General features: G+C 67.0%; 12 protein-coding genes. 1 reads left to right on the top strand and 11 read right to left on the bottom strand.

Features of this window, described 5'->3' with window-relative positions; all coding sequences use genetic code 11:
- Positions 1-25: 25 nt before the first annotated feature.
- The 3 genes from OHB26_RS29925 to OHB26_RS29935 all read right to left on the bottom strand — a co-directional run bounded on the left by OHB26_RS29925 (position 26) and on the right by OHB26_RS29935 (position 3,430).
- Positions 26-1,186: a PQQ-dependent sugar dehydrogenase gene (locus OHB26_RS29925; RefSeq protein ID WP_330180598.1), complete on the bottom strand. Its 1,161-nt coding sequence runs from the start codon at positions 1,184-1,186 to the stop codon at positions 26-28.
- 61 nt (positions 1,187-1,247) lie between these two features.
- Positions 1,248-2,537 carry an MFS transporter gene (locus tag OHB26_RS29930; RefSeq protein WP_330185824.1) on the bottom strand — a complete coding sequence of 430 codons (1,290 nt, stop codon included), beginning with the start codon at positions 2,535-2,537 and terminating at the stop codon, positions 1,248-1,250.
- Positions 2,538-2,848: 311 nt separating this feature from the next.
- Positions 2,849-3,430 (bottom strand): TetR/AcrR family transcriptional regulator, encoded by a 582-nt coding sequence (locus tag OHB26_RS29935; protein ID WP_330180599.1) that lies wholly within the window; start codon positions 3,428-3,430, stop codon positions 2,849-2,851.
- On the opposite strand from OHB26_RS29935, the gene OHB26_RS39775 reads away from it, so the two are divergent.
- Complete coding sequence (locus tag OHB26_RS39775) at positions 3,396-3,827, top strand: FAD-dependent oxidoreductase (protein WP_442942744.1); 432 nt, start codon at positions 3,396-3,398, stop codon at positions 3,825-3,827. The two genes, OHB26_RS29935 and OHB26_RS39775, sit on opposite strands and share 35 nt — an antisense overlap.
- A 91-nt stretch (positions 3,828-3,918) precedes the next feature.
- On the opposite strand, the gene OHB26_RS29940 is transcribed toward OHB26_RS39775, so the two are convergent.
- From OHB26_RS29940 to OHB26_RS29975, 8 genes are all read right to left on the bottom strand, one after another.
- Positions 3,919-4,542, bottom strand: a complete 624-nt coding sequence (locus OHB26_RS29940) for a TetR/AcrR family transcriptional regulator (RefSeq protein ID WP_330180600.1) — start codon at positions 4,540-4,542, stop codon at positions 3,919-3,921.
- A 76-nt stretch (positions 4,543-4,618) separates the two neighbouring features.
- Positions 4,619-5,020, bottom strand: coding sequence for a hypothetical protein (locus tag OHB26_RS29945; RefSeq protein ID WP_330180601.1), 402 nt, complete (start codon positions 5,018-5,020; stop codon positions 4,619-4,621).
- Positions 5,021-5,182: 162 nt separating this feature from the next.
- Positions 5,183-7,060 carry a Na+/H+ antiporter gene (locus OHB26_RS29950; RefSeq protein ID WP_330180602.1) on the bottom strand — a complete coding sequence of 626 codons (1,878 nt, stop codon included), beginning with the start codon at positions 7,058-7,060 and terminating at the stop codon, positions 5,183-5,185.
- A gap of 113 nt (positions 7,061-7,173) precedes the next feature.
- Positions 7,174-8,505 (bottom strand): pyridoxal-phosphate dependent enzyme, encoded by a 1,332-nt coding sequence (locus OHB26_RS29955; RefSeq protein WP_330180603.1) that lies wholly within the window; start codon positions 8,503-8,505, stop codon positions 7,174-7,176.
- Complete coding sequence (locus OHB26_RS29960; RefSeq protein ID WP_330180604.1) at positions 8,505-9,971, bottom strand: alanine racemase; 1,467 nt, start codon at positions 9,969-9,971, stop codon at positions 8,505-8,507. The genes OHB26_RS29955 and OHB26_RS29960 overlap by 1 nt, the downstream gene beginning before the upstream one ends.
- On the bottom strand, positions 9,968-11,245 hold the full coding sequence (locus OHB26_RS29965) for a heavy-metal-associated domain-containing protein (protein WP_330180605.1): 1,278 nt from the start codon (positions 11,243-11,245) through the stop codon (positions 9,968-9,970). The genes OHB26_RS29960 and OHB26_RS29965 overlap by 4 nt, the downstream gene beginning before the upstream one ends.
- Positions 11,242-12,498 carry an aminotransferase class V-fold PLP-dependent enzyme gene (locus OHB26_RS29970; protein ID WP_330180606.1) on the bottom strand — a complete coding sequence of 419 codons (1,257 nt, stop codon included), beginning with the start codon at positions 12,496-12,498 and terminating at the stop codon, positions 11,242-11,244. The genes OHB26_RS29965 and OHB26_RS29970 overlap by 4 nt, the downstream gene beginning before the upstream one ends.
- 127 nt (positions 12,499-12,625) lie before the next feature.
- Positions 12,626-13,141: a DUF2599 domain-containing protein gene (locus OHB26_RS29975; RefSeq protein WP_330180607.1), complete on the bottom strand. Its 516-nt coding sequence runs from the start codon at positions 13,139-13,141 to the stop codon at positions 12,626-12,628.
- Positions 13,142-13,200 lie beyond the last annotated feature (59 nt).

The raw sequence follows: 13,200 nt of genomic DNA on the forward strand, positions 1-13,200 counted from the left end.
ATCGAGCGACCGGCAGTGCGTCCGTTCAGCGGGACGGGAACCGGATGACGCGGTCGTCGCCGGGGTGGGGGCCGCCGCGGCCGTCGGTGTTCGAGGTCGTCAGCCACAGTGCGCCGTCCGGGGCGACCGCGACCGTGCGCAGGCGGCCGAACCGCGCGGCGAACTGTGCGGACGGGTCACCGAGGGTGCCGTCGGCGTGAAGCGGGATCGTCCAGAGTCGTTCGCCGCGTAGGGCCGCCACGTACAGGGTGTTCGCGGTGATGGCGATACCCGAGGGTGAGGCGTCGGCGGGGGACCAGGTGAGCAGGGGGTTGGTGAATCGGCCGGAGCGGGTGTCGGTGATGCCCTCCACCTCCGGCCAGCCGTAATTGTGGCCGGGTTCGATGCGGTTGATCTCGTCGAAGCGGTTCTGGCCGAACTCGGCGGCGAACAGGCGGCCCGCCGAATCCCAGTCCAGCCCTTGCACATTGCGGTGGCCGAGGGTGTACACCGGTGAGCCGGGGGTCGGATTACCCGGTGCGGGGCGGCCTTCGGATGTCAGGCGCAGGATCTTGCCGTTCGGGCTCGCCGGATCCTGCGATGCGGTCCGCGAACCCGCGTCGCCGGTGCCCACGTACAGCATCCCGTCCGGTCCGAACGCGATTCGCCCGCCATTGTGATTCGATGCCTTCGCGATGCCGGAGAACAGCACCTCGGGCTGCCCGCCGAGTCGGAATCGCACGATGCGATTGTCCGCGGCCGCGGTGAAATACGCGTAGACATAACCGTTTTCGCGGTACTGCGGCGATACCGCGAGCCCGAGCAGTCCACCCTCTCCGGCCGCTGCCACCCCCGGCACCTGATACACCCGCTCCGCCGGAACTCCCGCCCGCACTCGCAGAATCGCCCCGGAGTCACGCTCGGCGACCAACACCCCGCCCTCGGGCAGGAACGCCAGCCCCCACGGCACCTCGATCCCCTGTACGAGGTCCTGGCCACCCTCGAGATCGATCACACCGGAGGGGCGACTCGGCGCGGTAGCGCTTGCCACCACCGCGGAACCGGACGGCCGAGTCGACTCGCTGCCGGAGCAGCCCGCCACCGTGCCGACGGCCAGCGCCGCACCCGTGATCACGGCCAGGATTCCGGAATGCCCGGATCGGCGCGGTCGTAGTCGTTCGACGGGACGAAGATGTGCGCTGCGCATCCCTCCATCGTGCGCCGCCTCCCCGCGACCGGACGGACGGATGTGCGGTATCGGGACTGCTTCAGGCCCCCAACGGGTCGCGCACCGCGGGCACCAACAGCGGCACGGCCGGGATCTCGTCGGTGATCGGCACATCGGTGCCGCGCAGCGAGGCGCCCGCGGTTTCGCGCAGGAACGACCAGGCCACCAGGCCGATGGCGCACGCGCCGACCATGTATATCGCGGGGAACAGGGTCCAGCCGGTGCCTTCGATGACCGCCTCGTTCACCAGCGGCGCGGTGCCGCCGAAGACGGCGGTGGAGACGTTGTAGCCCAGGGCGAAACCGGCGTAGCGGACCTGGGTGGGGAAGATCGCCGGGAAGGTGGCCGAGATGGTGGCCAGCTGGGGAATGTAGAGCAGGCCCACGACGACGAAACCCAGTACGGCCCAGCCGATTCCGCGACCCATCAGCCAGTACATCGGGATGGCCATAACCGCCAGGCCGATCAGGGAGTACAGCCAAACCGGTCGGCGGCCGACCCGATCGGAGAGGTGGCCGAAGAACGGCAGGGCCAGCATCATGATCAGCTGACCGACCAACATCATCGCGGTGGTGGTGGATTCGCCCACCCCGAGCGTGTGCTGCAGGTAGGTGGGCTGATAGGTGAGCAGGGTGTAGTTCACGATATTGAGCGCGACCACCAGCCCGGCCAGCGTCAGCAGCTCACGCCGGTAGTCGGTGAGCAGTACCCGCAAGCCGGTGGGCGGGTGCTCCTCGGTCTGCACCTCGGTGAAGACCGAGGATTCGTCCAGGCGCGAACGCAGATACCAGCCGATCAATCCCAGCGGCACCGCGAGCAGGAACGGGATCCGCCAGCCCCACTCGTACATCGCGTCCGAGCCCAGCGCCAGCTGGCAGGCCAGCACCACCGCCGAACCGCCGACGAAACCGCCGAGCGTGCCGAACTCCAGGAAACTGCCCAGGAATCCGCGCTTGCGATCACTGCAGGTTTCGGCGAGATAGGTTGCCGCACCGCCGTATTCACCACCGGTGGAGAAGCCCTGCACCACGCGCAGCGTGATCAGCAGAATCGGCGCGAACACACCCGCGGTGGCATGGCTGGGCAGCAGTCCGATGGCCCCGGTCGCAGCCGCCATGAGCAGAATCGTGGTGGCCAGCACCACTTTTCGCCCGACACGGTCACCGAGCGGCCCCCACACCATGCCGCCCAAGGGCCGCAGCACGAACGACACCGCGAAACCGAGCATGGTGCCCAGTGATCCGAGATGTCCGGGGAAGAACGCGGCGGTGATGTAGGTGGCGGCCGCGGCGTACACGCCGTAGTCGAACCACTCGGTGGCATTGCCCATGGCCGCTGCGGCCACCGAACGGGTCTGCTGTCCGGATTTGGGGTCGCGGCTTGTCACACGCGCCTCTCTTCCCTGATCGCGAAAATCCCTCGCGCGCCGGAAACGCTCTCCGCCGCGCATGACAACCTCGCGTACCCGGCACGGCGGGCAGCAAACGGGAGCAACCGCGAGCGGGCGTGCGGAGACCCGCGATCACCAGCGCGTTCAAGAGTTTTGTGACTTGGATCTCAGTGGCGTGAATAGGACGGCAAACCTGTTTGGACGGGGCGCCCGCCCCGGTCCGCGCCATCCGGGCGACCCGCGCGTTCGATTCAGCCCAGGCCGAGGTGACGCGAGAGCGTGGCGAGCTGGTCGGCGAAGCGCGCCAGGAACTCCGGTGAGCGCGGATCCGCACCGCACACGCCTTCGACGACATGGGGCAGCGTGGTCGGCGCCATGGCCGCGGCCATGAGCATGACCAGCAGATACGCCGGATCCAGATCAGCTGGCAGCTGACCGGCGTCCTGCAATGCGCGCAACTCCTCGACACTCTCGGTGAGCATGCGGGCGCGCGGCTCATGATCGGGATCGTCGGCGGGGCCGGTGTACTGCAACCCGGTCCAGGCGAGCAGTCGCGCGCCCTCGGGATTGTGCAGCGACTCGAGGGCATAGGTGCGCAGTTGTTCGGGCAGTGGGGTGCCGGGCGCGACGAGATCGCGTTGCCGCTCCTGCCACTGCTGCGAAACCGCCTGGTAGAGCCCCTCTTTGCCATCGAAATAGGACGAGATCAGCTGCACGTTCACCCCCGCGCGCGCGGAGATGGCGCCGATGCGAGCACCCGCGTACCCGTATGCCCCGAACTCGGCGGCAGCGGCAAGGATGACCGAAATATCGCAAACACCAAGGATTCTCATCGCGGGCGCCGGAGTCGGCGGACTCGCGCTCGCACAGGCCCTGCGGCGCGGCGGCTTCGATGTCGCGGTCCACGAGCAGGACCCGACGCCGCGAATCCGCAATCAGGGCTTTCGCATCCATATCGACCCCAATGGTAACCGCGCGCTACGCGCCTGTCTGCCACCGGCGGTCTTCGCTCTGGTGCGCGATATCAGCGGCGCCGATGACGACACCGTCGCGATGTACACCGATCAGCGGAAACCCTTGCCGCCGAATTGCTTTCGCGCGCACGCGGAGAGCAGTCGGTCATCGAGGCCGTGGCCGCCTGCGAAACCCTCATGCTCCCCAGGGTTTCGCGACCATGGACAATGCCCTCGCCATGGCCGCCCAGCTCTTCGGCCGCACCGTATGACCTGACGCGCGGCGGGTACATCCTCGTGCTGCGCGATGAATTCGAGTGTGCGAGCGGCCACCTCGGGATGCGCGACCAGGCTCTCGCCGCCGAAGATCAGCGATACATCGAGCGATATGCCACGATCGTCGCGACCAGATGATCGACGATCTGATCCCGGGTCGCGCGCAGCGTCCCATTCAGCCACGCCGAGAACATGCCCGCGTTACCGCTGGCCATGGTCACCGCCGCCAGCCGCCGCCGCACCGGATCATCGATATGCGCGAACAGGTGATCCTGGATCAACCGCGTGAACGCGGGCATGACCGAGATGGTGGTCTGACCCAGCCCCGTCGAGGAGTACGGCTCGACCAGGAACAGGCGCGATTTACGCGGATCCTCGAGCACCTTGTCCACCAGCACCTGCGAGAGCGCCCGATCCCGTGTCGGATCGTCGGCCACCGCGAACGCGGTCATCGGCTCCAGGAATTCGTCCGCGATCTGCCGGTACAGCACATCGAGCAATTCGTCTCGGCTGGTGAAGCTTTCGTAGAAGTACCGGTCGGTGAGATTGGCGGTGCGGCAGACCGCGCGCATGGTGACCGCGCCCGCCCCGGATTCACCGATCAGATCGAGCGCGGCGTCCAGCAACGCCGCGCGGCGGGCCTCACGGCGTTCGGTGAGGGTGGTTCCACCCCAGATACGGGGTTCTGCGTCGGAGGGGGGCTGGCCTGTCTGCACCGGGTCAAGGGTAGTGCCCGGCACGCGGGGTATGCGCACACCCGGCCGGGGGCGTGCGCATACGGTGTGCGCCCGCTCAGCTGACCACGCAGGCCGAACCCAGATTGATACCGGTGCCGACCTGCGCCGTCGCCCACTGCGAGCCGTTGTACGACCAGGCCTGCAGGTAATGCGTCCCGGTCGAGGTCGGTGTCCAAGTCGCGGTCGCGGTACCGCCGTTGCCCAGACCGAGCTGCTGTGGACTGAAGGTCGCGCTGCTGCTGTCGTACAGCCACACGTATTCGTTCGGACTGCCGTTCACGGTGACGGTGTACGAGCAGTTGGTGCCGTAGTTGCCGCTGCCGAGATTGATACTCGACCCCGACGATACGGTGACGCTGGTGACATAGGCCGAGGCGTTCGGTGCGGCCAGCACCAGTGCCGCGGCTGCCGCGGCGACTCCGCCCAGGGCGAGAACTGGTTTTCGCGATCGGGTCATAAGGACCATCTCCGCTGAGAAAGGGTGAATTGAATGGTGCGCCACGAAAAAGCGCGTACCTCCAGTGTCGGCATTCAGGGGCCGCGACACGCGCGAATCGAACTACTCGTTCCATAAAGGGTTGGGGCGCAATCACTTCCGTGATCTCTTGCGAACCGGGCGCTATCCGAGCAGTTCGTCCACGTAGCACCAGCGCCAGGATTCGCCGGGCTCCACACTGCGCATGACCGGATGGCCGGTGTTATTGAAGTGTTTGGTGGCGTGATTGCCCTGCGAGGAATCGCAGCAGGCGACATGCCCGCAGGACAGGCACATGCGCAGGTGCACCCAGACCAGGCCCTCGTCCAGGCATTCGGCACAGGCGTCGGGCATATCGGGAACCTTGGTGTGCGGGGCCTCGCGCAGATGTTCGCAACCGCCGGAAGCGGTAGGGATCATGAGCAACTCGCGGCCGTCGTCATCGGCCTCGGCAATGCGGACGATGGTTGACTCCTCCAGGTCGAGGGTGGCCATCACCGACTGCAGGATCTCGTGTTCGACCAGACCCGCATCGCGTACGCGCAACACGGTTTCGCGTTCGGCGGTGAGCATGGCCAGGCGCAGGCGCCGGTATTCACCACTGGGGGTGATGCGCTGGGATTCCGAGCGCCCCAACAACTCCCACGCCGATTGCGCCCGCGCCACCGCCTGATTGCGGAGTTGGTCGACGATATCGGGCGGGGTCTCCTCACCGATATTGGCTTCCAGGGCCTCGAGCCCGGCGGCGGTCGCCTGCTGCAGCAGATTGGCTTCCTGGAGCAGATCCTCGGCATGGCTCGGACCGTGCAGGCGCAGCAGCCGCACCAGCAGCGGCAGTGAGAGCCCTTGCAACAGCAATGTTCCGGCCACCACCACGACCGCCAGCAGAATCAGCGTGGCGCGCTCCGGCGTGTCGGCGGGCAGCAGCAGCGCGGCGGCCAGGGTGACCACACCGCGCATACCCGCCCAGGCCACCACCGCGGGTCCGGTCCACGCCGGTTTCGGCTTGCCCTGCCGCCTGCCCTCGATCGACCAGGCGAAGTACGTGGCCGGATACACCCAGATCGGGCGCGCCAGGATCACCGCCGCCAATACCCCCACACAGGCCAGCAGCAGCGAGTGATGCGGCAGATCGCTGTGCCAGGCGTCCTCGACGATATGGCGCACCTGCAGGCCGATGATCAGGAAGACCGCGCTCTCCAACAGGAACTGGATGGTGCTCCAATTGGTGTGCTCGGCGATCCGCGAGGCCGCGGACTGCCAGTGCGGCGCACCGTGACCCAGGATCAGACCGCAGGTGACCACCGCGATCACCCCGGAGGCGTGCAGCGCCTCGGCGGGCAGATACGCGATCCACGGCGCGAGCAGCGAAACACTGGTATCGAGCACCGGATCGTTGATGCGGCGGCGCAGGAATGCCAGCACCAGCGCCGCCACCCCGCCCAGCAGCGCGCCACCACCGGCGGCGCCGAGGAAATCCAGGCCCGCCTCCCAGATGGTGATCGCACCGGCCATGGCCGCGATCGCGGTCCGCAGGGTCACCAGGGCGGTCGCGTCGTTGAACAGCGACTCACCCTCGAGCAGGGTCACGATCCGTCGCGGCATACCGACCCGGCGCGCGACCGCCGTCGCGGCGACCGCATCGGGTGGGGCCACCACCGCGCCGATGGCGATGGCCGCGGCGAACGGCACCGGCAGCAACCAGTACACGACCCCGCCCACCGCGAACGCGGTGAACAGCACCAACCCCACCGACAACAGCGTGATCGACACCTTCTTGGGCCGGAAGTCGATCAGCGAGGTGCGAATGGCGGTCGTATAGAGCAGCGGCGGCAGCAAACCCAGCAGCACCAGTTCGGGTTCGATATCGAACTCCGGCACGAACGGCAGATAGGAGGCCAGCACCCCGGCGACGGTGAGCACGAAGGGCTCACCCACATCCATTCGGCGGGCCAGCGCCGCCAACGCGACCGCTACCGCCACCAACACGACGAGCCCGAACGCCAACTCCACGAGGCTCATCGTGCCAGGACGAGTGTCCGAATCGCGCATCGGCGGGGTGTGTCAGTGCTGGCAGTCCCGCGAAATCCACGCCTCGACCGGGCGCGGCGAGTGCCGTACGCAGCGCTAACAGCTCATCGGGGCGCGCGTGGAGCGGACTCCATCGGCTTACCGCTGTCCCGCCAGGCCGCGATTCCGCCTGCGAGACTGGACGCTTCATATCCGGCACGGCGTGCCATCGCCGCGAACCGCAGGGACAGCTCACCGACCGGGCAGACGAAAACGACCGGGCGCGAGCGGGAGAACGGGACGCCCTGGGCGAGCATATCGTCGAGTTGATCGTCCCGAATATTGATCGCACCGGGCACGTGCGCGATGCGATAGGCCATGGCACCTCGGGTATCGACGATGGTGGGCCGCGATTCGCGGTCCAGGGTTTCGAGTTCGTCGGGGGACAGGGCCGGGGTGTCGGCGAGTTCGGTGGCGTCCGGTGCGGCCGGACGGTGGGCGCGGCCGAACAATTCGGGGCGGCGCTTGCGGATATAGGACAGGTACGGCTCGATGCGATCGCAGACGATGAACACCGCGGTCTGCGGCTGTTCGGGCGAAACCCGCACCGTGCGCAAATGTTCCAGGGCCGCGGCGTAGGTGGCTCCGCTGGTGGGTCCGGCGAGTACGCCGTAGCGGGTCGCCAGATCCAGCGTTGCATCGACTGCCATTCCGGCTTCGACCGCGATAATGCGATCGTAGAAGTCCGGCTGGAACAGACCCACATCCCACATCTCGGTCTCCGAGCGGATGCCCGGGATGAAGTCGCCGCGTTCGGAGACCACCGCGACGGCCTTCAACTCCGGATTGTGTTTGCGCAGAAACGTTGCCGCGCCGCGGGTGGATCCGGTGGTGCCGAGTCCGCCGATCAGATAGTCCACGCGAGTGATGCCGTCACGGGCGAGGTCCTCGTGGATTTCGCGGCCGGTGCCCTCGTAGTGAGCGTCGATATTCTTCTCGCTGGTGTACTGCGACGGGTGATGCCAGGACCCGGGCGATTTGGCCATGGTCGATTCGATCACCGAGTACACGTCATTGGGTGCGGTCGGGTCCGGGCACTCCGACAGGCCCGGCAGCTCTTCGATATCGGTGCCGAACAGCTGCAGCAGCTCACGCACCTCGCTCACCCTGATGCGATTGGTGACCGCGCGCAATCCGATCCCGTGCATGGCGCCCAGGATTCGCAGGGCCTTGGCGGTGTTGCCGCTGGACGCCTCGATGAGTGTTTGCCCGCTGTCGACGAGATCGTCGAGTTCATCGCGGATCATGCCCCAGGCGACGCGGTCCTTCACCGAGCCGAACGGGTTGTAGAACTCCAATTTCGCGTACAGCTCGATATTTTCGAGTCCGTGCACGGCCGGGTCCAGGCGCAGCAGCGGCGTATTGCCGATGAGTTCGGTGATGTGGTCGTAGCGCATTACCGCACCCCATGCCATTGCGAGTCGGCCGATGCGCGATCCAGGTCCGCGACGTCGAATTCCTCATCGCGGCACACCCGGAATCCGCTCGGCCCTCGCACGACAGCGAGTTTGACCGGCAGTGGATGCATGGACGCACGCGCTGCCGATAAATCCATATGGTAGGCAGCGGTATTGGGGAATGCGATCACATCCCCCGACTGCGGGCGCCGCGGAAACCACACCTTGTGATTGGTGATCAGATCGCGTTCCAGGCATAACCGTCCGGCCAGGAAAACCCCGATCGGCCCGGAATCGCCGTGCGCGTGCGCGGGATTGGGCAGCAGCAGCGGATCCACCATCACCTCCTGATCGGCGGGCGTGACGGTATCGCGACTGAGGTCGAGATTGACCAGCACACTGCCGTCGGCCGTCTCCTTGACGAACTCCACCCGTGCGAGGGTGATTCCCGCATGATCGACCAGCGCCTTACCCGGCTCGAGCCACACCTCCAGCAGGTTCTCGGCGGCGACCTGCGCGAAGGTGCGCCCGCCCTGCGCCTCGAGCCCGGCATCGAGCAGATCGGCGAGCATGCGATCGGCGGGAACGGTATTGGCGTACTTGTGGAATACGGGTGTGCCGTGCACGGCGCCGCCGTCGAGGTGGAAGCCGAAGGTATTGCCGCCCCACGCCATCGGCTCACCGCGACCGAGCAGAGATTCCCGAAGGGCCAGCACGTAGGCGTCGAAGGCGTCGGCGTCATCGGTGAACACCTGGCGGAAGCCGCCGCCGATATCGAGCACGCCGGGGCAGAGCCCCTCGAGATAGGCGCGTTCGGTGAGCTCGAGACAGGCTTCCACCGCGCGCAGGCGTTCACCGGGTTCACCGGAGTCGATATGGAAGGCGAAACCTCGGAACTGGATGCGGCCGCGCTGTGCGCACAGCACCTCGAAGACCTCGTCGACCTGGGCGAGCGGGACGCCGAATCGGCTGACCGGTGTGCCCGCGAAACCGGAGAGTCGTACCAGCACCGGCACTTTCGCGTGCTCACCGGCGAGTTCGGCGATGCGGCGCAGTTCCCACACATTGTCGACATTGACGGTGACCCCGGTGGCGATGAGATCGCGCAGGAACTCCGCGCCCTTGGGACCGGTCACCTCGATCCGCGCGGGTTCGAAGCCCGCCCGCACCGCCCCGGCCAGCTCCGCCGCCGAGGCGACATCGATCGCGATCCCGGCTCGCTCGGCGGCGCGCACGAACGCCCGCGACTGATTCACCTTGTTCGCGTAGCAGATCCGATACCGCAGCCCGCGCTCGAGCACGCTTCGTAACCGCGCCAGGTTCTCCGCGAATACCTGCGGGAACACCAGGTGCGCGGGTGAGCCGAACTCGGTCAGCGCGGCCTCGGCGGCAGCGGGATCCGCCAGGAACGCGCGCACCAGCGGATCGATCTTCGCCGGCAGACGCGGCGGAGCCGAAGCCGTCATACGGCCGATTCCGTGGCGGGCAGCGGCGTTTCGGTCGTCGCGGGCAGGTCGACCGTGGGGTTGTAGCCACTGTCACGTAACGCTTCGAAGGCGCGCTGCCGGTTACGCGGGCTGCGGAATTCGGCGCAGACGCGCTTGGCGGTCAGGTCGATATCGTGCACGCCGATATCCATCGACTCCAGGACGCCGGTTATGGTGCGCACACAGTGCTTACAGGTCATATCGGGCACGTAGAAGATCTGTTCCTCGACGGCGAGTTCGGCGGTGGCCGAGGCGGTTTCGACCGGCACCTCGGTAATGGTCAATCGGCTGACCAGGGTGGTGAAGACCTCGGTGAAACGGTCCACCACCAGCGGCAGCAGGCTGTAGTGCGCGCCGTCGAGTTGATGCGGCATGGCGGCCAGACAGGCGGGGCGAGTGCCGGGCGGCAGCAGCGCGTACTGCCGGGAGATCAGATCCAGTTCGTGGTGATACTTGGCGATGGCCTCGGGAATGCCGAGCCCCTCGGTAAGTGTGGCGCGGCGCATGACACGGTGCGCGTCCTCGATGGTCATATCCTTCATCGCGCGCAGCGTCGCCACCGATTCGGCCGAATAGCGCACCGTGCCATCGGGTTGCGTGGCCAGGGTGACCGCGATCATGCCGCGCCGGTAGCTCGAGGCCTGCAATTCCCAGAACCAGCGGGTCGCGACCGCACCGTAGACGCCGGAATCACGCATGCCGAGCGCGAATTCGACCGGGGTGCGATAGGGGGTCCAGCGGGCCAGCAGTGCGTGCTGGGCCAGGGCGCGCCCGCACGCCTCGATCCCGACCCGGTAGATATCGAGGGGTTCATGATCGGTGGTGGTGCCCGCCAGCACATCGCGCTCACGCTCGGTGAGCCGTGAGATACGCTGCGCCAGCGCCGTATTCGCGCCCAGGAGATGCCACAGCGCCAGTACGGCCTCGCGCATGGCGATCGGCACGATCGGTCCCAGCCCGCCGGAGTGGAAATGCCCGGTATTGGGAATGCCGTCGCTGTCGGTCCAGGCGATGCGATGGGTGGCGCTGGTGACCTGCTCGGCCCGGCACGGTCGCATGAACCGCTCCAGATACAGGCGCTGCGACAGTGTCAGATGCGATCCCGGCTCCGGACGCAGTGGCGCACAGGTGTATTCGACACTTCTGCCCGCCGTATTCGGTGCCCCCTCGAACAGTCCCGGCCGGGCCAGTACGGCCAGCACCCGTGAGGCGGCGCGCCGGTCGTAGCGGGGTTCGTGACCATTGGTTGTCATGAGGAGACCTCCTCGGCAATCGTGGCGACACTGTGGGTGAAGCGGTCGATCTCGTCGAAGGTGTTGTAGATGTGGGTACTCACCCGCACCGAATCCTCGTCTCCCGGTTCATTGTTCGACGGTACGCAGTGTGCGCCCGCGCGCACCAGGAAACCGAGTTCACCCAGGACGAAGCCCAGGTCATTGGCGCTGATCCCGGCGAGGGTGAAAGAGACTATGCCGTAACCGGTTTCGCAGGGGGCGTAGGCGGGACCGGGCAGGAAGTCCAGGCCGGGGATCGCGCGCAGGCCGGTGATCAGGCGCTGGGTGAGTGCGCGATTGTGTGTGCGGATGGTGTCCAGGCCGAGATTGTCCAGCACATCCAGGGCCGCGCCCAGGGCGAGGATACCGGGGATATTGGGGGTGCCGCCCTCCATGCGCTGCGGCATCGGGCCCGCGCGCAATCCGGAATCATCCAGGAAGACACCGGAATTGCCGCCCGGAAGAAATGGGGCGAGTTCGGGGTGGCGTCGGCGGCGGCAATACAGCACCCCGGTCCCGGGCGCACCGAACATTTTGTGTCCGGCGAATACCGCGAAATCGGCGTCGAGTTCGCGCACGTCGACCGGCAGATGCCCGCCGCTCTGGCTGCAGTCGAAACACAGGGCGATCGAGGGGTCTATCCGCCCGCGCAATTCCTCGAGCGTGGTGAGCGCGCCGAACACGTGGTGCAGATGACTCACCGCGATCAGCCGAGTCCGCGGCGTCACCTTCGCGGCGATATCGTCCGAGTCGGCCTCACCGAGTTCGTTCACCCGATACGGGACCAGTCCGATCGCGCGGCCGAATCCGGCCAGCAGTTGCCGCAGCTGCGCCCACGGATACACATTCGACGCGTGATCGCGTGGGCTGTACAGGATTTCATCGCCCGCGCGCAGATTGGTCAGCCCCCACGACAGTGCGACCGCATTGAATCCGGCCGTCGACCCGCCGGTGAATACCACCTCATCGGGGTGCGCGCCGATGAATCCGGCCATACGTTCGCGCACACCGTCGATCTCGCGAGTCAGACTGGTCGCCCACGCATAGGTCCCGCGCCCGGCATTGGCCGTTCGCACGCTGTGATAGCCGTCGACCGCCGCGATCACCGACTCCGGTTTCTGCGTGGTGGACGCCGAATCCAGGTAGACCTCTTGTGTTTCGCGCAGCGCCGGGAACATGTGGCGGGACAGCGCGGCATCCCGAGCGTTGGACGCAGGCGCACAGGACCGCACCGTGCCGCTCCCTTCTCAGGAGTACGCGCTGGACGCAACCAACGATACGCATTTTTTCGCCGCGGCTGGAAGGTTCTCGCGGGCAAGCGGTTTCGTAGGCCGGCTCGTTACCGCCGGAAACGAGATATCAGCGTTCGGGTCCGCCGGGATTGCACATGGCGTTCACCGTCTCCTGATAGCCGACCGCCGAACGCCACGGCTCCAGATTCCAGCTCGGCTTATCGGGCTGCACCAGGCGCGCCCACTCCCAGTGACAGATGAATTGGTCACGCATACCGGGTGTGTCGGCGTCGGGGGAGTCGACCAGCACTTCCTGCCAGGCGCGTTCGCCCGCGGTCGGGAAGTTGTCCCTGCGGCCCGCGTCGGTGGGGTAGACGAGCAGTCGGCGGCCGTCGACGGCCTCGGTCCACTCGGTGCGATCGATGAGCGGCTGATCGGCATAGTTGTCGACCGCGGGAGCCTGCGAGAGTGTCGGATCGGCGATGGGTAGTCCGGTCGCGGTGGTGGCCGGTGCGGCGGGGGCCGCGGCGAGCGTGCTCAGCGAGCCGACGATAACCGGCGATGACTCTTCGGCCGCCCCGCAACCACTCAGCGAGAGCGCCAGCGCGAGCAAGCCACCCGATAGTTTCCAGCGCTGCCGCATCGGTCGCGCCCCTTTCCGTTCCTCGCGATCGTATCGGTCCATGTCAACAGCGGTCATCG

Origin of the sequence: Nocardia sp. NBC_01503, from assembly GCF_036327755.1 — a bacterium.
GTDB lineage: Bacteria > Actinomycetota > Actinomycetes > Mycobacteriales > Mycobacteriaceae > Nocardia.

What these genes read in the sequence shown, in the direction of transcription:
- OHB26_RS29975 (WP_330180607.1), bottom strand. Translation starts at nt 13,141, where the DNA reads ATGCGGCAGCGCTGGAAACTATCGGGTGGCTTGCTCGCGCTGGCGCTC.
- OHB26_RS29955 (WP_330180603.1), bottom strand. Translation starts at nt 8,505, where the DNA reads ATGCGCTACGACCACATCACCGAACTCATCGGCAATACGCCGCTGCTG.
- OHB26_RS39775 (WP_442942744.1), top strand. Translation starts at nt 3,396, where the DNA reads ATGACCGAAATATCGCAAACACCAAGGATTCTCATCGCGGGCGCCGGA.
- OHB26_RS29965 (WP_330180605.1), bottom strand. Translation starts at nt 11,245, where the DNA reads ATGACAACCAATGGTCACGAACCCCGCTACGACCGGCGCGCCGCCTCA.
- OHB26_RS29945 (WP_330180601.1), bottom strand. Translation starts at nt 5,020, where the DNA reads ATGACCCGATCGCGAAAACCAGTTCTCGCCCTGGGCGGAGTCGCCGCG.
- OHB26_RS29950 (WP_330180602.1), bottom strand. Translation starts at nt 7,060, where the DNA reads ATGAGCCTCGTGGAGTTGGCGTTCGGGCTCGTCGTGTTGGTGGCGGTA.
- OHB26_RS29925 (WP_330180598.1), bottom strand. Translation starts at nt 1,186, where the DNA reads ATGCGCAGCGCACATCTTCGTCCCGTCGAACGACTACGACCGCGCCGA.
- OHB26_RS29935 (WP_330180599.1), bottom strand. Translation starts at nt 3,430, where the DNA reads ATGAGAATCCTTGGTGTTTGCGATATTTCGGTCATCCTTGCCGCTGCC.
- OHB26_RS29930 (WP_330185824.1), bottom strand. Translation starts at nt 2,537, where the DNA reads ATGGGCAATGCCACCGAGTGGTTCGACTACGGCGTGTACGCCGCGGCC.
- OHB26_RS29960 (WP_330180604.1), bottom strand. Translation starts at nt 9,971, where the DNA reads ATGACGGCTTCGGCTCCGCCGCGTCTGCCGGCGAAGATCGATCCGCTG.